This is a genomic window from Streptobacillus felis, from assembly GCF_001559775.1.
Classification (GTDB): domain Bacteria; phylum Fusobacteriota; class Fusobacteriia; order Fusobacteriales; family Leptotrichiaceae; genus Streptobacillus; species Streptobacillus felis.
Map to the genome: position 1 here is coordinate 22785 of NZ_LOHX01000304.1, position 22535 is coordinate 45319.

The following is a 22535-nucleotide window of genomic DNA, read 5'->3' on the forward strand; positions in this document are numbered from 1 at the left end:
TATGCAATATTTATTTTTAGTACTAGTATATGCATTTTTAGTATTTCTAGATCAATTTACAAAAAGTTTTATGTATAATATTTCAAATGCTCAAATTGGTTATTCTATCCCTATACTAGGAGATTTCTTTAAATTAACATATATAGAAAATCATGGTGGAGTATTTGGTATGTTTCAAGGACATATTGTTGTATTTACAATAATTAGTACTATTTTAATAACATACATAATTTATACAGAATGGAAAAATTTTTTAAAATCAGATTTCATAAAAAAAATTGCAATAATTTTTATTGCAGCAGGAGCAACTGGTAATATGATAGACAGATTCTTTAGAGGTTTTGTTATAGATATGATAGACTTCAGAGGAATCTGGCAATTCATATTTAATGTTGCAGATATTTATATACATATAGGTATATACATGCTTATACTAATATACCTATTTAAGAAAGAAAAATAAGCATAAGAAAGGGGAAATACTATGTATTTTCAGGATATAATACTTACACTTCAAAAATACTGGAGTGAACAAGGATGTATAATTAGTAATCCATATGATGTTGAAACTGGAGCAGGAACTTTTAACCCAGATACATTCTTAATGTCTTTAGGACCAGAACCATGGAATGTAGCCTATGTTGAACCTTCAAGAAGACCTAAAGATGGAAGATATGGTCAAAATCCAAATAGAGTATATCAACATCATCAATTCCAAGTGATAATGAAACCATCACCAGATAATATTCAAGAACTTTATCTAAAAAGTTTAGAAGCTTTAGGTATAGATGTAAAAAATCATGATATTAGATTTGTTGAAGATAACTGGGAATCTCCAACTCTTGGAGCTTGGGGATTAGGTTGGGAAGTATGGCTAGATGGTATGGAAATTACACAATTTACATATTTCCAACAAGTAGGGGGTATAGAAGTAGATATTACACCTTCAGAAATTACTTATGGACTAGAAAGAATAGCACTTTATCTACAAAACAAAGAAAATGTATATGACTTAGAGTGGACTAAGGGTGTTAAATATGGGGAAAGAAGATTCCAATATGAGTATGAAATGAGCAAATATAGTTTTGAAGTTAGTGATAGTGCTATGAATTTTACTTTATTTGATATGTATGAAAAAGAAGCAAATAATTGTATTAATCATAAATTAGTATTACCAGCTTATGATTATGTATTAAAATGTTCTCATACTTTTAACAATTTAGATGCAAGAGGAGCTATTTCAACTACAGAGAGAATGTCATATATTTTAAGAGTAAGAGATTTAGCTAAAAAATGTGCAGAAATATTCGTTAAAACACGTGAGGAATTAGGACATCCACTTTTAAAAAAAGGGGGAGATAAATAATGAGATTTCTATTTGAAATTGGAGTTGAAGAATTACCTTCAAGATATGTAGATAAGGCTAGTGATGATTTACTTGAAGTATTTAAAAAAGAATTAAATGAAGCAAGAATTGAATTTTCAGGTGAGAAAAAATACAATTCACCTAGAAGAATGGCAATATATTTTGAAAATATTGCAAGTATGCAAAAAGACTTTTATGAAAAGAAAACAGGTCCATCGACAACAGTAGCATATAAAGATGGGGTTTTAACTAAGGCAGCTTTAGGATTTTTAAATTCTCAAAATTTAACTGAAGGTGATTTAAAAATAGAAAAAACTGATAAAGGTGAATACATCTATGTAGAAAAAAATCTTAAAGGAGTTGAAACAACTTTAGTTTTACCAGAATTAATGGAAAAAGCTATAAAAGCACTTGATTTTGATAAAACTATGAAGTGGAGTGATAGAACTTTTAGATTTGCAAGACCTATAAAATGGATAGTTGCAACAATAGATGATAAGGTTGTTGATTTTGAATTTGAAGGTATTAAAGCAAGTAATGTATCTAGAGGTATGAGATTATTTGGAAGTCAAGAAGTATTAATAGATGATAGTACTAAGTATGAGGAGAAATTACTTAAAGAATATGTAGTAGTAGATCCTGTTAAAAGACGTGAAATGATAATTGAAAGTGTTAAAAATAACTGTGAAAATGATGGAGATAAGGTAATAGTAAATAAATACTTATTAGATGAAGTAGTAAACCTTGTAGAATATCCTTATGCTATTAAAGGTGAATTTAATAAAGATTATCTAGAATTGCCCGAAGACATTATTACTATAACTATGGAAACACATCAAAGATATTTCCCTGTTAAGAGTTCAGATGGTAAACTTGCAAATAAATTTGTATTAGTAAGAAACGCTCCTGAATATTCAGAACTTGTTAAAAAAGGTAATGAAAAGGTTATAGAGCCAAGACTTGCTGATGCTAAATTCTTCTTTGATGAAGATTTAAAAATTAAATTAGAAGATAATGTTGAAAAACTTAAAAATGTTACTTTCCAAAAAGATATGGGAACTATATTTGAAAAAATGGAAAGAAGTCAAAAAATTGCTAAATATCTAATAGAAAAATTAAATTTAGTAAAAACTGATGAGATTTTAAGAACCATTTTCTTATCTAAGGCAGATCTTGTAAGTAATGTGATTAATGAAAAAGAATTTACAAAATTACAAGGGTTTATGGGTTCAGTTTATGCTGAAAAAGAAGGAGAAAAACCTGAAGTTGCTAAAGGTATATTTGAACACTATTTACCAAGATACCAAGGAGATATTTTACCTGAAACTATAGAAGGTACTATAGCATCTATAGCTGATAAACTAGATACTTTAGTTGGTGCTTTTTCAGTTAATTTAATACCTACAAGTTCTAAGGATCCTTATGCTTTAAGACGTGCTACTAACGGATTATTATTATGTGCATTTAATAAAGGATTAAATATAGATTATGTAGAATTAGTTGATAAGGCATTAGAAATATTTGGTGAAGATAAGAAAATATTAAATGAAAAATCAAGAGAAAATATTTTAGAATTTGTAAAACAAAGATTAGAAGCAATACTTTCTAGTGATTTCAGTAAGAATTTAATTTCTTACCAAATTAATAATGTTACATCTATTATGGAACTTAAAGATAGATTAACTAAGCTTTCAAGTCTTGAAAAAGGTGAAAATTTTGAAATATTAATTAACCTAATTAAGAGATTAAAAAATATAGCTAAAGATGTTAATTTAAATGTAAATTTAAATATTTTTGAAACTTCTGAAGAAAAAGAACTATATTCATTATCTCAAGAATTAACTGGAGATTTTAATGACATAGATATGTTATTAAATAAGAAAGATATAATTAATAATTTCTTTGAAAATGTAATAATTAATGTAAAAGATGAAGCAATAAAAAATAATAGAATAGCTTTAATAAATGAAGTTTTAGCTAAAGTTAATAAATTAATACAAGTTTAAGTGATAAAGGAGGAGAAATGAAAAAATTATTATTATTTATAGCTTTAATTGGAGTAATTTCTTCTCCAATTGAGCTAAAAAAAGAGGTAAATGTATTTGAAGATGAAGAAATAGTAAAAAAATATATAGATCATTTAGAGGGCATTAATATTGAAGACTATTCTACATATGTTAATACTAGTGATTTGATTTCTGAACCAAGTCAACCCAATAACAATGTTATAAACCCTGTATTTACTGAAAAACTAAATGTAGAAAATCTTTTTATAGTTAGTAAGAATTTTGATTTTGATATAAAAAATTTAAAAGATATAATAAAGAAAGATTTATCTACAGAAATTTCAGCTAAAATAGAAAAAAGTATTTTTGACTTATCAAAAGACAGTACTTCTATAGATGCCTTGTTTTTCGATGGTAATAATAACTTAGTTAAATTTAATAATTTTAAAAAAGATTTAATAGATTTTGCTAACGAAAAGGTAAAAGTATATGGAGATTTAGTTAAGGGTGAGTTTATTAATATTGAGAATAATACAAAAGTATATAATAATGTTATTGAGTTAGAATTAGAATAGGGAGGTAATTGTGGAAAACAGATTTGTTGATTTAAATGAATTATTGGAAGATTATGAAATAAGTAATGATATAAATTCTTTAAGACCACAACTATTTAAAGACTATATAGGACAAGAAGATCTTAAAGAAACGCTAAATATATCTATAAAAGCAGCAAAGATAAGACAGGAGTCATTAGATCATATTCTACTTTTTGGTCCACCAGGACTAGGTAAAACTACTATGGCTACAGTTATTGCAAATGAAATGGGAACTAATATTAAGATAACTTCAGGGCCTGTATTAGAAAAGGCTGGTGATTTAGTATCTATACTTACTACACTTGAAGATGGGGATGTCTTGTTTATAGATGAAATACATAGATTAAGTACTAATATAGAAGAAATACTTTATTCAGCTATGGAAGATTTTAAAGTAGATATAATGTTAGGAAAGGGTCATGGAGCTACTAGTTATAGAGTTGAATTAAAAAGATTTACTCTTATAGGCGCAACAACTATGGCAGGAAAATTATCTAAACCGTTTAAAGATAGATTTGGAATACAACATAGAATGAATTTCTATACTACAGAAGAACTTATGAAAATAATTGCAAGATCTGCAAATATTTTAGAAGTAGAGTGTAGAGGAAATTCATTACGTGAAATTGCTCTTAGAAGTAGAGGAACACCTAGGCTTGCAAATAGGGTTTTAAAAAGATCAAGAGATTATGCTACTGTTAATGGTAATGGTATTATAGATGATAATATTATGAAAGAAGTAATAAGAATACTTAAGGTTGATGATAAGGGTCTTGATGAGATGGATAGAAACTTATTAAGAGCTATAATTATAAATTATTCAGGAGGTCCTGTAGGAGTTGAAACATTGGCTACACATTTAGGTGAGGATAGAAAAACTATAGAAGAAGTATATGAACCATATTTAATACAATTAGGACTATTAAAAGTAAGTTTAAGAGGAAGAGAGGTTACAGACCTAGCTTACTCTCATATGGGACTTGAAAAGAGGTAAGATGTTAACTGTTATAGCAGATAAAATTTTAGGTAATTTAGTAGAAATTAATGAAATAACTGAAATTAATCATATAAAAAATGTATATAGACTAAAAGAAAATGATGAAGTAAGGGTTATAGATTTTGAATATGAATACAGGGGAATAATTAAAGAAATAAATAAGAAAAATATTTTAATTAGTATTTCTGAAAAAAAAGAAGATCAGTATTCATTACCATTTAATATAGATATTGCAATAGGATTATTAAAGAATGAAAAAATGAAATTACTTATACAAAAATTAACAGAGCTAGGTATAAGAAACATTATTCCATTAAAAACTGAAAGAGTAGTAGTTAAAATTAATGAGAAGAAGGAAAAATGGGACTTAGTAGTTAGAGAAAGTATGAAACAATGTAGGGCCATAAAAAAAACTAACGTAGAAATACTTAATGAAATTAAAAGGATAAAATATGGAAACTATGATAAAATTATATATGCTTATGAAAATAGTAGTTCATCTTTAAATATTAAAGATGCAATTAGTAAAGATGATAGAAATATATTAATTATCATAGGTCCAGAAGGCGGATTTACATTAGAAGAAGTTGAATATTTAAAATCTGTAGGAGCTATAGAAATTAGTTTAGGAAAAAGAATACTAAGGGCTGAAACAGCAGCTATAGTGCTTGCAGGAAGTATAATAAATATAAAGGAATAAAAGGAAGGTAAAAATGAAAAAAAATTTAACAATATTTTTAATATTATTAGCATTAGTTTCTTGTGGAACTAAGACAATGAAAGAAATTGAAGGGAACAAAATAGTAAAAGTAGAAAATACTTATTACTTACACTATAACGATACAGTTATTAAATTAAATGAGGACACATATATTACTAAGGATAAAAAAGTTTCAGACTATTTTAAAGGATCATTTTTTAGCAATGAAGAAGATGATTTCTTAGTTGACTTAAAAAAATATTTTCCACATGGATTTAATGGTATAGTAGAAGGTGAAGCACCTACTAACTTTAGTCAAATGCCTCTACTTTCATTAGGTGAAAAGAAAATAATAGATGCAATAGCTCTATCTAAAGATTTATCTAGTAAAAATCCTGAGCTTTTAATAGCAAAAGATGAAACTAAGGATGAAGAAGAGAAAAAAGAAGATAATAAAACAGAAGCTAAAGAAGTAAATTTAACAGGTAAAAAAATAGCAATATTAAATGCTAATGGTATAGATGGTTATGCAAGAAGATTAGGAGAAAGTTTAAAAGCTACTTTAGGATTAGATGCTATGTCAGAAAATTATGGTAAAGGAGAAAATTTATCTTACATAATTAATCATAAATTAACACAAGAAGAATTAGAAAAATTAGTAAATACTGTAAATATAAAATATATTAAAGTTCAAAATAATCCAGATTTAAAATCAGATCAAGATGTTGTATTAATTACTGGTAATGATGCAAATGTTAAATATAGTATAGAAGTGTTATCAAAAGGTGGATTAAAAGATGTTGAAAATTTGCTTTCAGGATATAGTGTTACTACAAAAACTGAAGCAAAATACAATAATGAAGATATTAAAGATGAAACTATAATCATATATAATCCTGAAGATATATTTATAGCTAAAAAATTATTAGGATTATTACCTAATGCAACTTTAAAAGAAGATACAACTGTAAATGGAAAATTAATAATAACAACAAAATAAGGAGAAATATGGAAGATATAGTAAAAGTAGTAGTAGATGCAATAGAGGAAAAAAAAGGATTAGATATTAAAGTATATGATTTAAAAGGTAAATCACCTTTCTTTGATTATTCTATACTTTGTACAGGTTCTTCTTCTAGAAATGTTGAAGCTATAGTACAAGAATTAAAGAAAAATATGCCTTTAGTAAAAGGAATTGAAGGACAAGAAGAGGCAAATTGGGTTTTAATAGATGGTGGAGATGTAATAGTTAGTGTTTTTACAAAAGATGCAAGAGATTACTATAACCTAGATGAATTTTATGAAAGTGTATAAGAAAAATGAGAATATTAGATATAGAAGATAAGAGTAAAAGGGCTTCAGCTTTTATATTCATAGTATTTCTAATATTTTTTGGATTAGTATTAAGACTATATAATTTACAAATTACTAATAGTGAGCTATATCAAAATAGGGCCTCAAGAAATAGTTTAAGAACTAATACTATTAAGCCAGCAAGAGGTAAAATATATGATAAAAATGGATTACTTTTAGTTAGTAATACTACAGGTTATCATTTAATACATAAAGAAACTCAAAATATATCTAAAGAAGAAGCTGAATTATTAAAAGATGTATATAATAAAAGTGATGTTTATAGAGAAGAAGCTTTTTCTAAACTAAGTAAAAAATCAAAAGCTAAACTAGAAGAAATATATTTAGATAGCTTAGATATAATGAAACTTACTAATATGGAATATGAAGATATAATTAACAAATTCTATAAAGTTTTACCTACAGGATTTGATAAGGTAATAATTATAGATGAGGATTTAAATGTAAATAATGCATTAATAGGAGTAGAAAAAATAACTAATCCACGTTTAGATATTCTAGAATATGATAAAAGATATTATCATAAACATGAGATAGCATCACATGTTATAGGTAATGTTAAGTTAATTAGTGAAAAAGAGTATGAAGAACTTAAGGACAAAGGTTTTGAAAAAGATGACCTTGTAGGGAAAGATGGTATAGAAAAAACATATAATATAGAACTAAAAGGTAAATCTGGTAAAGAATTTGTTGAAGTTGATGCAAGAGGAAATGTATTAAATAAACTTGATGAAGAAAAATCTGAAGCAGGTAAAAATATTTATCTATCACTAGATTTTAATCTACAAGAATATATGACAGAGAAATTTAGAGGAAAAGTAGGTACCTTTATAGCTATAGATGTTAAAACTGGTAAGGTAATTACTTATGTAAGTTATCCAGAAATAGACTTAAATATTTTAAGTTCAAGAATTAGTAAGACAGACTGGGATAATTTACTTAATTCACCTAAGAGACCTCTATTAAATAGAGGTATTGCAGGATTATTCCCACCTGGTTCTACAGCAAAAATAGTCAGTGGTTTAGCTATAATTGAAAATGGTATATCTCCATATGAAACTATGTATTCTACGGGTGAATTTACTTATGGTAAGGTTACTTTTAGAGATTCAAATAGAGCAGGTCATGGAACTACTAATTTCTTTAAAGCTATAGCAGAATCAGTAAATACATACTATTACCAAAATATTTTAAGAATAAATAGAGATAAGTATTTTGAAGTAGCTAAAGACTTCGGTATAGGTGAATTAACTGAAGTAGATTTACCTGGAGAAATCTCAGGAGTATTGCCTACACCGGATTGGAAGAAAAAAAGATTTAAAAATGCAATAGATCAAAAATGGTTGCCTGGAGATTTAATAAACATGTCTATAGGTCAAGGATATATGCTTATGACTCCTATGCAAGTACTTATGATGTATCAGGCTGTAGCAAATAATGGTGTTATGCTTAGGCCAACTTTTATAGAATATTTTGAAAATTCAGATGGAATGAAAATGACTAAAGAAACAGAAGTTTTAAGAAAGTTAAACCTAAAAGAAGAAAATATAAAAAATATGCAAAAAGCATTAAGAATGACAGTAACTGAGGGTACAGCAAGAGCATTAAATTCATTGCCTGTATCAGTTTCAGCCAAAACAGGTACTGCACAAAATAGAAATGAAGCACATCACTCGTGGATGGCAGGCTACTTTCCTAGTAATAATCCAGAAATAGCATTTGTTGCTCTTGTTGAACAAGGTGGTTATGGGGCAGTAGAAGCTGGAGGTAGAGTATATGAATTCATTTCCAAATATTATGAATTAAAAGGTGAAATTTAATGAAAGAATATTTTATTAATCTTTTAAATTTATCTGAAATAAAAATGGATGAAGATATAATTGATAATATGCTATCTTATCTATATCTTTTAGCAGGAAAAAATAAGGTTATGAATCTTACTGCTATTAGAGATGAAAAAGATATGTTAGAAAAACACTTTATAGATGCACTTTTGCTTACTAAAGTAATAAAGGATGATGAAAAAACATTTATAGATCTTGGAACAGGTGCTGGATTTCCAGGCTTAGTACTAGCAATATTTTATCCTGAAAAGCAATTCCTATTAGTGGATTCAGTTAAGAAAAAAGTTGCATTTTTAGATGAAGTTATAGAAAAACTAAATTTAAAAAATGTAAAAACTAGTACAGAAAGAGCAGAGGAAATAATAAAAAAATATAGAGAAAAATTTGATGTAGCTCTTTGTAGAGGTGTTGCAAATTTAAGAATAATACTAGAGTATATGATACCTTTTTTAAAGGTTAATGGAAGATTTTTACCTCAAAAATTAAATTTAAATGAGTTAGAAGAATCAAATAATGCATTAAATGTATTACATTCTAGTATAGATAATATACATAAATTCAATTTACCTATTTCTAAGGATGAAAGGATAGTTTTAGAAATTAGTAAGAATAAAAAAACGCCTAGTATGTATCCTAGAGCTGTAGGTATACCTAGTAAAAAACCAATATAAAAAGGAGGTCTGAATATGAACAAGGGATTAAAAAGAAGTTTATCAGTGATATTACCACTTTCTTTAATAGTAGTTGGAGCTAAAGAATATGTTAATACTAATGCTTTTGAATCTCATTTAAAAATTTTATTAAATAAAGTTTTTAAAATAAAGGTAGATTATTCAGACTTAAAATTACATGGTTTATCTAGAATAGAGATTAAAGATTTAAGACTTAAAACTCAAGATGATAAGGAAGTAATAGCTGTAGATTTAGCTAAGGCTAAAATTAACCTATTTACACCATCTAGAATATCTGATGTTGAACTTTATGGTGGTAATGTAATTTTAGAAAGAGATGAAAAAGGAATAAATTTAGAAAAAATACTTCCTATTACTAAAAAAACAGATTATAGAAGATTATCTTTAATTAATAAGGTTAATTTCAATGATGTTACTTTAAGATATATAGACAATTCTTTTGATAAGAAAATAGAAAAGGAATTTAAGGATGTAGATGGTTATCTATATAACAGTTTACAAACTAGTTTAGATTTAGAGGCTATAGGTAAGTCTGATTTAGATGAAGAATTAAAGATAAAGATTAAGTTAGAAACAGAACAAAAGAAAAATGGATTTGATCTTTTCTCTAATAGAGAATATAGTGAGGAAAAAAATGAAAGAATAAAATTTAACTTTGATTTTAAAAATGTAAATATAACTAATGATCTATTTCAATATGTACCTATTAATGACATGGTTTCCGCAAATAACGGGAAATTAAATGGTAAACTAGAAATAGTTGAAAACATGGATAGAAAACTTGAGTTTTTTGGGAATTTGGATATTAAAGATTCAGATATATGGTATAAAGAATACAAGGATATAATAAAAAAAGCAAATGCTAATGTTAAATTTAATAAATATGATATAGATTTAAATGGTAATGCTAAAGTTGATGGTTCTGATTTAGATTTAGGTATAAAATTTAATGTTGATAATAATAAATTAAATCTTAAAACTAAGATAAAAAATGCATATATTGAGACTTTAAAAAAATATTCATTAATAGAAAAAATGAATTTAGGTAATAAATCAGATAAAATTGATGTTGACATAGATTTAGGACTTTCAATTAAAGATAAAGAAGTTGATTTTGATAAGTTTGATGGTAGTGTAAATACTAAGTATTTAAATTCTTTTGGAGTAGATTTTAATGATTTAAATTTAGGATTTAAATTAAAAGAAAAAAATATATTAAATATTAGTGGTAACAATATAGGAGTTACAAATAAAATATCAGAGGATTTAGTAGTTAAAGGAAATGCAAATGCAGACTTTGATTTAAATCTTAAAAATATTAGTGGTAAAGGAATATTTGAATTTGATAATAAATCTAATTTTATTAATCTTAAAAAAATTACTGGTAATGTTGAAGTAAAAGAAAACAAAGATGTATTGGTTGATTTTAAAGAAAATAAAGTAAATGGTAATTTAAAATACGTAAATGAAAACCAAAATGTCATATTAAATCTTATTCCTAAATCACCAATTAATGTAATATATAAAAATAATAATTTAGATATTATACCTAGTATTAAAGATTTAACTTATTCTATAAAGAATAATGATATTTTAAGTGGTATCTTAGATATTAATGCAAAATCTAACGATAGAAAATACTTTAATACATTAAATGGTAAAGTAAATATAGGTAAGGGCCTATATAAAGTAAATGCTTCAGCAAATACAGATGAAGGAAATATTAATATAAATGGACAAACATGTAAGAATTTAGTTCATAAATATAATGTTAATGCTAAGAATTTTGACTTAATAAAATTTGCAAAAAAAATAGGTGTTAAAAACTTAGATGAAGTAGAAGGTACAAGACAGGATTTAAGTGCTGATATAGTTGCTAAAAATCTTAAAGATAGTATATTGATTTCAGCTGATGTAAAAAAACCTATAAATATTTTGTATAAGGACAATGAATTTGGTATTAAGCCTAAATTAAGAGATGTACTATATAACTACAAAGATGGAAATGTTAAATCAGGGAATATTGATTTAGGTGTTAGTGGGGATGGAAAATTCTTTGACATGGCTAATGCAAATATCATTATTAATAATGGAAAATACGATATAAATAGTGTTGTTAATATAAAAGATGGGAAATTAATAGTTAGTGGTAATACTACTAAGGATTTAATTAATTCATATAATATAACTGGTGAGAAGATAGATATATTTGAAATAGGAAAACAACTAGGTTATTTAAATAAAGATATAGAAGAAAAAATGCCACTTAATTTTAATACTAAAATTAATGGTAATTTAGATAATCTAAGAGGGAATATAGATATAACTAGTGCATATGGTGGATATATTGCAGAATATGAAAATTTAAAATTAAAAGGTACTATTAATAATCTTAAAGAATTTGATATGGATTTTGACTTATCTATGGATGAATTATGGATTAAATATCAAAGATTCTTAGATGTAAAATCTAAAGTTAAAATTAGAAAAGAAGATATTTTTGTTGATGAGTTTGGTAATGATAAATTAAAGGTAGAGGGTAAATATAATTTAAAAACTGAAAATGTTGAATTAAAATCTAGTTTAAATGCGTATAATATTTACTCTACCTTCGGTCCAGATATAGATGTATTAGTTAATAATATGAGATTAAATGTTAATGGTAATATAAATGATTTAAATGGAAATATTTCAGTAGATGAATCACCCGTATTACTTAATAAAAAACAAATATCAGATTTTGTCATGAATGGAAATATAGTAAATAACAAGATAAATTTAGAAAAAATGAAAGTTAGAGACTATAACATTAGTGGTGAATTTGATATTAAAGAAAAAAATTACGATGTAAATGTAGAATTAAAAGAAAATAATATAGAAGAATTAGTTGATATAAATGATCTTAAATTAAATGTAAATTCTAAATTAAATATCAAGGGTAATTTTGAAAATACTGATATAAAAGGTAATTTAGATATAGAAAATTTAAGCTATAAAGAATATAAAATACCTAAGATATTCTTAGATATTAATCATAAAAATGCTAATTTATTTAATTTAACTAAAACTGGTAATTTAGACATTAATAGCTTTGAAATAAAAGATAGTAAAAATAATGAAGTATTTAAATTTAAAGACAGTTTTGATTTATCTAATTTAGATATAGATTATAGAGTTGATAAAAAAGAAATAGATTTAGAAAAGATAACTATATTAAATCCTAAAACATATAAAGGTAAATTAATATTAGATATGATATTAAGACATAATAAAGATGAGACATTAGCATCATTAAATGTTAAGAGTGATTCATTATTACTAAATAATCTTAAAGTAACTGATGTCAATTTAGATGTTCAGGGTAATGAAAATGGTATAAATATTTCTGAAGCATATTTAGAATATGAAAATAACCCTTTCTTATTAGATGGTTATGTATCTTATCCATTTAATGACTATCATTTCAATCTATTAGCTAATGATTTTAACTTAAAATTCTTAGAAATTAGTGATAAAATTAAGGAGTCAAGTGGTATAGCTAATTTAAACCTATATCTTAAGAAAAACTTAGTCGAAGGAAAGATTAATATAGATAATTTCTCACTAAAGACTACAGATGATATAGCTAATTTAAATAAAGTTAATGCAGATATAGACCTAAAGAATAAAACTATTAGTATTAATGAATTAAGAGGTAATGCAAATGGAGGTAACTTCAGTATGTTAGGTAAACTAGACTTACCAGAAATAGCTGATGACTTCTTAAAATCAAAAAATATTAAGATGGGTCCTATAGAAGTAAATACTAAAATAGATAATGTAAATCTAAAATATGCAGGTAATAATTTGAAAGTTACTAGTGATATTAAGATAGAAAATAATAAAATATTTGGTAATGTGGTTTTAAATAATGGTAATATTGTAAATATTTCTCCATTTTTAAATTCAAATAATAAATCAAAAAAATCAATTACTAACGTAAATGACTATTTTACTGAATTAAAAAATCAAATAATTAAAAATATTATTAATCAACATGTATTAGACGTTTCACTAGAAACTGAAAAAGATATTAATATTAATATACCTTCAGTTGTAGGTTTAGTAAAAGATATTAAGGGAAGTGCTTTTGGTAATGCAAGGGTAGCTTTTGATAGATCTAACTTATCTATTTATTCAGATTTAAATGTAAATAAAGGAGAATTTGTATTAAATGGACATAAATTTAAGATAGAAGAGGCTGTAGTAAAATTCGTAGGTAATTTAGATCCAAGTATAGAATTTAAAGCATTTACTAATGTTAATGGAGATATAATACAAGTTAAAATAACAGGAACACTTAATAATAGAACTATAGAACTTAGTTCAGAACAAGGTAAAGATACTAATGAAATTTTAGGTATTATAGCATTTGATGAAGAGGGAGGATTATTAGATATTGAAAAAATAAAAACATCTAATATAGTAGGAAAAGCCTTATCATCTGCATTAAATAATCTTCTGTTTTCAACATTTACTAATAAAATTAGTTCAACTTTAGGTATAAATGACTTTAAAATTAAAGCCAATTTTGATTCAAAGAATAGTTTGGAAATTAAAGATATTATTGATAATACTTCAACTACTTTCTATATCAATGATCAGTTCTTCAATGTAAATAACCTATATTGGAATGCTGAGCTTACAGTTCCATTTGATTTAAGAACTGACAGTGTAAAGAATAAGTTGAAATATAATTTATGGTTAAATTATTTACTTAAAAAAGGTATATCAACTACTGTAGGTATTAAGACACCTATAGATATATCAAATAGTAAGACAGGAAATGCAACATTCTATACAGGTCTTCAGTATGATAATAGATATGGAAGTTTTGTAGAAATTATTGATGATTTATCTTCTTTATTTAAAAAGAAAAAGGTTTTAGAAAATAAAGAAAAAATAGAAAATAATGTTGACGAAGATACTAATAAGTAGAAAAAAAAGTAAAATTATGGTATAATTACAAATGTATAAATTGATAAAAAATAGGAGGATACTCTATGAAAAATAAGATATTAATTGCTTTATTATCTCTTGGAACAGCTATATTTGCAGCTCCAAAAATTAATAATATTGAAATTAGCAATTTAAAAAATTTACCAGAAGAAATGGTAAGAGAACTATTACCGATAAAAGAAGGAACAGAATATACAAATAAACAATTAAGTGATATTTACTTAGCTTTAGTTAGAACAGGATTTATACAAAATGTTAATGTTTATCCTACAGAAGATGGAGAAAATGTTAATTTAAAAATAGTAGTAGATGAAGTTCCTAATGCAGATAAAATAATTCAAAATATGAAGGAAATAGAAGAATTAAAGAAAAAAACTGAATTTAAAATTGGAGATATAGTAGTTAAAGGTACTAATCAAAATATACAACCTTTAATTGATAAAACAGGTTTAAAAAGAGGAGAATATTTTACTCCTTATGATGCTAAATTATTAGAAAATTTAATACTTTCATCAGGATATTTTGGTGCAACAGAAATAAGAGTATTTAGAACTGCTGACGAAAAAGTAATAGATGTAGAAGTTAATGTATTAGAAAACCCTGTTATTAAATCAATTAATATTAAGGGTTCAAGTATTTTAACTGAAGAACAATTAAAAGAAATTTCTGGATTAAAAGTAGGAGATGTATTAAATGGTAGATTACTTACTTTAGAGGAATCTCCAATAATAAGAGTATATTCTGAAAATGGATTCTTATGGGTAGGATTTAAAGATGTAACAGTAACTAAAGATGGAGATGTTACTATAGAATTACTAGAAGGTAAAGTTAAAGATGTAGTATATGAAAAAAAAGGTAATGTTAAAGAAAATGAGAGAATAAGTGAAAAAGATTATGCTCTTAAAACTCAAAAACATATATTTGAAAGAAATACTTATGTTAAAAAAGGAGAAATACTAAATCAAAAAGAATTAGAAGTAACATTAAGAGAATTATTTAGAACAGGACTATTTGCTTCTCTTTCTCATGAAATTATTAAAGATTCAGAAAATCTAGAAGATTTAACAATAAAGATTATAGTTACTGAAAGACCTACAACAGGGATAAGTGCTAATATATCTTATTCAACTGAAGATAGTTTATCAGGTTCATTAAAATTAGAAGATACTAACTTCTTAGGTAGTGAACAAACATTCTCATTAGTTGGAGAAGCTGGTGTTAAAGGAAATTATAACTTCTCATTTAACTTTAAAGATCCTTGGATTAAAGGAACTGATAGATTACTTGCAGGAGGATCAATATACTTTAAGAAAACTTCTGTTAAACCAAGAGATTTAGAAGGATATAAAAAAGGTAATGAACAAGAAGTTATAGATAAAAACTTAGTTCAACCAACAGATAAACAATTTGTATTTGGTATTAATGGTCAAATAGGTAAAGGATTAACAAAAGATCTTTACTTAACTGTTTCACCTAGATTATTAAATGTTTATTCTAAAAATAAAGGTACTGATGTAAATTCAAGAGTATATCAAGATTATACTTTACTTGCATTAGGAAGTGATTTAATATATGATAGTAGAGATGATAGAAATACACCTAAAAAAGGACTATATGCAGATTTATTCCTTGAAGGTGGATATATAGTTAGAGATAAATCATTAATATTACAAAAACAAAATGATGGAACTTATGCATTTGCTAAAGATGATAATAATAACTATATTACTCAAAAACCAAGAGCATACTTCACAACATCTCTTGATTTAAGAGGATATCATCCAGTGTATAAAGATAAAAACTCTATGGCCTATAGATTACTTGCAAGTTATTCACATGCAAATACACCTTCAGGTCAATTAACTACTGTAGGAGATGGAATTACTCTTAGAGGATTACAAACACCTATAGTTGGAAATCAATATGCTGTTACATTTACTGCAGAAAATAGAACATATATCAATGATTACCTACAAGCTGTACTTTTCTATGATGGAGGTATAGCACAAAAAGCTGTAAATGCAAATGGTAAACTTAAATTTATGAACAATATAGGTTTAGGGGCAAGGGTTAACACTCCTATAGGAGTTGTAAGACTTGATTATGCTTGGGATTTAGAAAGAAAACCAGGAACAAATAAATCTAAAGGTAAATTTAATTTTGGATTTGGACAAACATTCTAGATTTATGGACTAGTTAAACTAGTCCTCTTTGTTATTTAAAAAGTGAGGTATAGATGAAAAAGATTTTAATATTTTTATGTATTTTTTTAGTTACAATATCTTGTACTTCAAGAAGTGAAGTAGTAGTAAATAAATTTATGAAGGAATTTAAAGAATATAATATGGAGGATTCAAAAAAATATTTAAATAATCCAGAACTTATTGATAGCTTAGATTTAAATTTTAAAAATGAATCTCAAGTGGTATTTTTTGATGCCTTATTTAATAATCTAGAATACGAAGTTCAAAATAAGACTAAAAGGGAAGATGGAACTGAAGTTGTAAATGTAAAAATATCTAATATAGATGTTGAAAAAACGTTTGAATTAGCATATAAGCAAATATTCAAAAAAACTTTTCTTGGACAAACAGATGTTAATATTAAAGATGTCTTTGTAGAATTAATGACTTCTAAAAATATACCTAAAAGGATAGTAATAAGTCAATTTTTAATGGTAAATGAGGGTAGAGATAGAAAAATCTTATTGAGAAAAGAAAATATTGACGATATCTTAGGAAGATATTTTACCACTTTAAATGGTATAAATTTTAGTATACAACAAGGAGAATAAATGATTTTAAGAGGAATAAGTAAAAGTGTAAAATTTATGATAATAGATAGTACAGAACTTGTAAATAAAGTAATAGAAAATACAAATTTAGATGTACTTTATTCTAAGGATGTTTCTAAACTAACTACTATGGGTGCAATACTTGCACAAAGTATTAAATTAGATAATACTAAAATGTCTCTTTCATTAAAAAGTGAAGGAGCACTTAGAAATTTTGTTGCAAAATCAACAAAAAATTCAAATATCGCTGTAAAGGTTGATATAGATCAAGAAAAACATATTAAACTTTTAGATGCAATTAATACAAATAATATAGAAGAAGTAAAAAAACTTTATGATTTAACTGGAGCACAGTTACAGGTAATGATAGATTATGGTTTAAAACAACCATATTCATCAATATTTATAGTTGAAGATAATTTGTTAGAATTATCATTAAATAAATATTATGAAATGTCTGAACAAACTAAAACTATATTAATATGCTCAACTAAATATGATGATAATTTAAAAGTTGAAAAAGCATCGGGACTATTAATACAGCTATTACCTAATGGTGATGAAAATGTACTGTCGTGGTTAGCACATAAATTAGAAAGATTATTAAGTATTACAGATATGTTAAAAAATGACTTTAGTTTAGAGAGAATAGCCCATTTAATATTTGAAAATGATGAAGAAATTTTTAAAAATGAGCATCTATATAAAGGACTACCATATGATAAATTACCTATGATAGAGGATATAGAAATATTAGAAAAAAGCAATGTAACATATGAATGTGATTGTAATAAAAAATATATGGAAAGAGCTTTAGATGTTGCATTAACTAAAGAAGAAAAAGAAGAAATAATAAAAGAAGATGGATTTATAGAAATTGAATGTAATTTTTGTGGTAAAAAATATAAAATAAAATAAAATAAGGGGGAAGCATGGACGGATATCTATTTACAGAAATTAATAATGAATATATATTTAAGATTTGTGGTAAGGCAACTATGAAAAATTCAAAAGTTTTATCAGATTTTGTTGATGAAAAAATAAATGAAGCAAAAGGAATCTTATTTGAAATGTCGGAAACTACATATATGGATTCTACTTTTCTTGGACTTGTAGCTAAGTATGCTATAGATATAAAAATGTCTAAAGGTAAGAGTTTAGTTATACTTAATCCTAGTGATGAAGCGTTTAATTTCTTAAAACAAACGGGTATTAATAAATTTGTTGAGGTAATAACTAAAGATGATATAAAGGTTACTGAAGAAATATCAGGTGAAGACTTTTCAAATAATTTAGAAAAATCAAAATATATATTAGAGATGCATGAAATACTAATGGGATTAAATGAAGAAAATGAGAAAGTATTTAAACCAGTTGTTGATGCCATGAAAAAGGTGATAGAGTAATGAAAATAGGTGTAATATATGGGGGAATTTCAACAGAAAGAGAAGTTTCAATCAATACAGGAAAACAAATTATTAGTAATTTAGATAAAAATAAATATGAAGTTGTAGAAATAGAAATATCAAAAAAAGAAGATATATTTAAAGTTGTAGATTTAAATCTTGACTTTGCATATATAGCTTTACATGGAGAATTTGGAGAAAGTGGAGATGTACAGGCTGTGCTTGAAACTGCAGGTATTAAATATTCAGGTAGTGGGATTTTATCTAGTGCTGTTTGTATGGATAAAGACATTACTAAAGTATTAGTTAAAAATGCTGGTGTAAGAGTAATAGATGGTATTTGTGTTAAAAAAGGTGATTCTATTAATTTCTCTGATCTAAATTTAGGAAAAAAAGTTATACTAAAACCTAATCGTGGTGGATCTAGTATAGGTATATACTTTGCAATTAATCAAGAAGAATTAGAATACGGTTTAGAAGAAATTTTTAAATTAGGAGAAGAAGAAGTTGTTATAGAAGAAATGAAGAAAGGTATTGAAATATCAGTACCTATAATTGCAGGTAAAGTATTTCCAACTTTACTTATAGAACCATTAAAAGACACTTTCTTTGACTATGTTTCTAAATATGAAAATGGTGGGGCTAAAGAATATGTACATTTCTTTGATGATGAATTACAAAAAGAAATAAATGATTTTACAGAAAAGGCATATAAGGCGGTTAAATGTAAAGGTTTTGCAAGAATAGACTATATTTTAGTTGATAATAAGGCATATTTCTTAGAAGTTAATACCCTTCCTGGTATGACTAAAAATTCTTTATTACCTAAATCAACTCAATATATGGGATATTCTTATTCTGAAACTTTAGACTTATTAATAGAGGAGTCTATGAAATAATGAGGAGTAAAGAAGAAAAAAATAAACTATTAGTTATGATATTAATTACATTTATATATATTATAACAAGTATATATATCATTATAGATTTTAGAATTATGTATATATTTGCTTTTTTAATAGTAAATACTGTTAGAAAAGCATTTAAAGCAAGGGCAGCATTTAGAGCTGGAGATGTAACTATGTTATTTGAAGGTAAAATGGGTTTAAATCCATTAAATCATATATCAGTTCCAGATATAGTAATAATAAGTGCTTTAATATTCTTTAATTCTCCAATAATCTTTGGTCAGGGTAAAAATTTAGAAATAAAATACAGATTATTCAAGGATTATAGGAAAGGAATGCTTAAAGTTGCATTTGCTTCTTTATTTTCAACTTTTGCATTAATGTTATTATCTGGTTTAATATTTAAGTATAAAAGTATAATAATAAGTTTTGTAAATTATGAATCAGAATTAATATTTTTTGTAAACTTTTTTAAATTACTGTTTACAATATTTGTAGTTTCTGCTTCTATTTTACTTTTAAATCTATTACCACTTCCTGGTTTTGATATGTTTGATATGATTTATTCTTATGCTGATGATGATTTAAGAAGAATATTCTATATCATGAGTAAATACAGTATAGTAATTTTAGTTATACTAATGTATGTAATCTTAAATACAGGAATATTTAGATCTATAATATTTGATTTAATAGGATTAATAAAATGAATACAGTAGAAAAAGAAACGGTAATAGAATTTATAGAGAAAAAGTCAAAATTTATAGGATATATAAAACCAGTAAGTACAGTTAAGGAAGCAGAAAAATTCATAGAAATGATTAATGAAAAACATTTTGATGCTACACATAATGTATATGCATATAAGGTAATAGAAAATAATCAAGAATATTTTAAATTTAATGATAATGGTGAACCTGTAAATACTGCAGGAAAACCTATGGCAGAGATAATAACAAGATTAGGTGTTTCAAACTTAGTTGTAGTTGCAACAAGATACTTTGGTGGAATAAAACTTGGTGCAGGCGGATTAATAAGAAATTATGCTAAATGTGCAAAACTTGCAATTAATGAGGCAGGTATAGTAGAATATGTAGTAAGAAAAATAGTTCTTTTAGATTTTGATTATTCTAAATCTACCGAAGTTGAAACATTAATAGAAAAAAATAATATAGAAGTATTAGATAAAGTATATAACGAAAGAGTAATGATGAGACTAAGGGTTTCAGATGAAGAATTAGATAAAATAAAAGAAATACAAGGAATAATTTTAATTGAAATGTGAAAGGAGTGAAATATGATAGTAGCAATAGTTGGAAGACCTAATGTTGGTAAGTCTACACTGTTTAATAAGTTAATTGGAGATAGATTATCAATAGTTAAAGATGAAATTGGAGTTACAAGAGATAGACTATATAGAGAGACAGAATGGTCAGGTAAAAAATTTCTATTAGTAGATACTGGAGGATTAGAACCTCGTAGCAATGATTTTATGATGAGTAAAATTAAAGATCAAGCAAGAGTAGCTATAGATGAAGCGGATTCAATAATATTTTTAGTTGATGGAAAAGCTGGTATTACAGCAATAGATGAAGATATAGCTAAAATACTAAGAAAAGAAGATAAAAAAGTAATAGTTGCAGTTAATAAAATAGATAACTATATGAGAGATAAGGATGCAATGTATGAATTTTATGGATTAGGATTTGAAGATGTAATTCCCATCTCTGCTGAACATAAAGTAAACTTGGGTGATTTATTAGATGCTGCAGTTGAAAAATTCCCAGTAGTTAATAAGGAGGAAGAACCAGGATTATCTATAGCAGTTCTTGGAAGACCTAATGCAGGTAAATCTTCTTTTGTAAATAAGATATTAAATAAAGAAAGATCTATAGTTAGTGATATAGCTGGTACAACAAGAGATTCTATAGATTCAAGCTTTAATTATGACGGTAATAAATATACTATTATAGATACAGCAGGTATTAGAAGAAAATCTAAGGTTGAAGATGATATAGAATATTATTCAGTACTTAGAGCAGTAAAGGCAATACAAAGAGCTAATGTATGTGTACTTATGTTAGATGCAACTGAGTTATTAACTGAACAAGATAAAAGAATAGCTGGATTAATTTATGAAGAGAAAAAACCTTTAATTATAGCTATTAACAAATGGGATTTAATAGAAAAAGATAATAAGACTGTTAAAGAATTTACAGATCTTGTTAAAGCGGATATGCCATTTTTAGACTATGCACCTATAGTAACTATATCTGCATTAACAGGTAAAAGAACTATAAATATCATTGATCAAGTTAAAATGATAGATGAAGAATATAATAAGAAAATTTCAACTGGACTTTTAAACCAAGTACTAGAAGAAATGATAGCTAAAAATCCTGTTCCTACAAGAAAAGGTAGAGCAGTTAAGATTAATTATGGAACACAAATAGGTGTTGCACCACCAAGATTTGTATTCTTTTCAAATAATCCAGACTTAATACATTTCTCATATAAGAGATATATAGAAAATAACTTGAGAGAATATTTTGGATTTGAAGGATGCCCAATAGATATTACATTTAATAAGAAAAATACAGGATATGGAGAATAAAAGCCAGAATATGTACCAAAAAACTGGACACAGAAATGTGAAAAAGTTTGGAGGTACATTTTTTATGGGAAGAAAAGGTAAATTTACATTTGAAGAAAAACTTAAAATGGTTAAAAATATTGAAGAAGGAATTCCAATTTCAGTTGTAGCAAAAGAATATAATATTGCTACAGGGACTCTAAGTATTATTGCTTCAAAATATAGATTTCATGGAGAAAAAGGTCTTAAAGAAGTAGGTAA

General features: G+C 25.5%; 20 protein-coding genes. All 20 read left to right on the forward strand.

The window, feature by feature from the left end:
• Position 1: 1 nt before the first annotated feature.
• Positions 2 to 463: a signal peptidase II gene (gene lspA / locus AYC60_RS06765; RefSeq protein WP_067322787.1), complete on the forward strand. Its 462-nt coding sequence runs from the start codon at positions 2 to 4 to the stop codon at positions 461 to 463.
• Between the two features lie 21 nt (positions 464 to 484).
• Positions 485 to 1366 (forward strand): glycine--tRNA ligase subunit alpha, encoded by an 882-nt coding sequence (gene glyQ, locus AYC60_RS06770; protein ID WP_067322790.1) that lies wholly within the window; start codon positions 485 to 487, stop codon positions 1364 to 1366.
• Entirely contained in the window at positions 1366 to 3372 is a 2007-nt protein-coding gene (gene glyS, locus AYC60_RS06775; protein ID WP_067322793.1) for a glycine--tRNA ligase subunit beta, read from the forward strand. The genes glyQ and glyS overlap by 1 nt, the downstream gene beginning before the upstream one ends.
• Positions 3373 to 3389: 17 nt before the next feature.
• Entirely contained in the window at positions 3390 to 3947 is a 558-nt protein-coding gene (locus AYC60_RS06780) for a hypothetical protein (RefSeq protein WP_067322796.1), read from the forward strand.
• A 10-nt stretch (positions 3948 to 3957) separates the two neighbouring features.
• Positions 3958 to 4962: a Holliday junction branch migration DNA helicase RuvB gene (gene ruvB / locus AYC60_RS06785; protein WP_082762594.1), complete on the forward strand. Its 1005-nt coding sequence runs from the start codon at positions 3958 to 3960 to the stop codon at positions 4960 to 4962.
• A 1-nt stretch (position 4963) separates the two neighbouring features.
• Positions 4964 to 5665 carry an RsmE family RNA methyltransferase gene (locus tag AYC60_RS06790; protein WP_067322801.1) on the forward strand — a complete coding sequence of 234 codons (702 nt, stop codon included), beginning with the start codon at positions 4964 to 4966 and terminating at the stop codon, positions 5663 to 5665.
• A gap of 13 nt (positions 5666 to 5678) precedes the next feature.
• Entirely contained in the window at positions 5679 to 6665 is a 987-nt protein-coding gene (locus AYC60_RS06795) for a LytR C-terminal domain-containing protein (RefSeq protein ID WP_067322804.1), read from the forward strand.
• An 8-nt stretch (positions 6666 to 6673) separates the two neighbouring features.
• On the forward strand, positions 6674 to 6979 hold the full coding sequence (rsfS, locus tag AYC60_RS06800) for a ribosome silencing factor (RefSeq protein ID WP_067322807.1): 306 nt from the start codon (positions 6674 to 6676) through the stop codon (positions 6977 to 6979).
• Positions 6980 to 6984: 5 nt separating this feature from the next.
• The gene (gene mrdA / locus AYC60_RS06805) at positions 6985 to 8859 is read left to right on the forward strand and encodes a penicillin-binding protein 2 (protein ID WP_067322810.1); all 1875 of its coding nucleotides are present in this window, start codon (positions 6985 to 6987) and stop codon (positions 8857 to 8859) included.
• Entirely contained in the window at positions 8859 to 9554 is a 696-nt protein-coding gene (gene rsmG, locus AYC60_RS06810; protein ID WP_067322812.1) for a 16S rRNA (guanine(527)-N(7))-methyltransferase RsmG, read from the forward strand. The genes mrdA and rsmG overlap by 1 nt, the downstream gene beginning before the upstream one ends.
• Positions 9555 to 9569: 15 nt before the next feature.
• Positions 9570 to 14552 (forward strand): translocation/assembly module TamB domain-containing protein, encoded by a 4983-nt coding sequence (locus tag AYC60_RS06815; protein ID WP_067322815.1) that lies wholly within the window; start codon positions 9570 to 9572, stop codon positions 14550 to 14552.
• A gap of 65 nt (positions 14553 to 14617) precedes the next feature.
• Entirely contained in the window at positions 14618 to 16756 is a 2139-nt protein-coding gene (locus tag AYC60_RS06820; protein WP_067322817.1) for a BamA/OMP85 family outer membrane protein, read from the forward strand.
• Between the two features lie 53 nt (positions 16757 to 16809).
• Positions 16810 to 17367 (forward strand): hypothetical protein, encoded by a 558-nt coding sequence (locus AYC60_RS06825; RefSeq protein WP_067322820.1) that lies wholly within the window; start codon positions 16810 to 16812, stop codon positions 17365 to 17367.
• Positions 17368 to 18285: an Hsp33 family molecular chaperone HslO gene (locus AYC60_RS06830; protein WP_067322823.1), complete on the forward strand. Its 918-nt coding sequence runs from the start codon at positions 17368 to 17370 to the stop codon at positions 18283 to 18285. It abuts the gene before it with no gap.
• Between the two features lie 14 nt (positions 18286 to 18299).
• Positions 18300 to 18773, forward strand: a complete 474-nt coding sequence (locus AYC60_RS06835) for an STAS domain-containing protein (RefSeq protein WP_067322824.1) — start codon at positions 18300 to 18302, stop codon at positions 18771 to 18773.
• The gene (locus AYC60_RS06840) at positions 18773 to 19672 is read left to right on the forward strand and encodes a D-alanine--D-alanine ligase (RefSeq protein WP_067322827.1); all 900 of its coding nucleotides are present in this window, start codon (positions 18773 to 18775) and stop codon (positions 19670 to 19672) included. Before AYC60_RS06835 ends, AYC60_RS06840 begins: the two co-directional genes overlap by 1 nt.
• Positions 19672 to 20391 carry a zinc metalloprotease gene (locus AYC60_RS06845; RefSeq protein ID WP_067322830.1) on the forward strand — a complete coding sequence of 240 codons (720 nt, stop codon included), beginning with the start codon at positions 19672 to 19674 and terminating at the stop codon, positions 20389 to 20391. The genes AYC60_RS06840 and AYC60_RS06845 overlap by 1 nt, the downstream gene beginning before the upstream one ends.
• Positions 20388 to 20966, forward strand: coding sequence for an IMPACT family protein (locus tag AYC60_RS06850; protein WP_067322833.1), 579 nt, complete (start codon positions 20388 to 20390; stop codon positions 20964 to 20966). Before AYC60_RS06845 ends, AYC60_RS06850 begins: the two co-directional genes overlap by 4 nt.
• 12 nt (positions 20967 to 20978) lie before the next feature.
• Complete coding sequence (gene der / locus AYC60_RS06855; protein WP_067322836.1) at positions 20979 to 22295, forward strand: ribosome biogenesis GTPase Der; 1317 nt, start codon at positions 20979 to 20981, stop codon at positions 22293 to 22295.
• 64 nt (positions 22296 to 22359) lie between these two features.
• On the forward strand, positions 22360 to 22535 hold a 176-nt coding region (locus AYC60_RS09635; RefSeq protein ID WP_197416999.1), incomplete at its 3' end, for a helix-turn-helix domain-containing protein.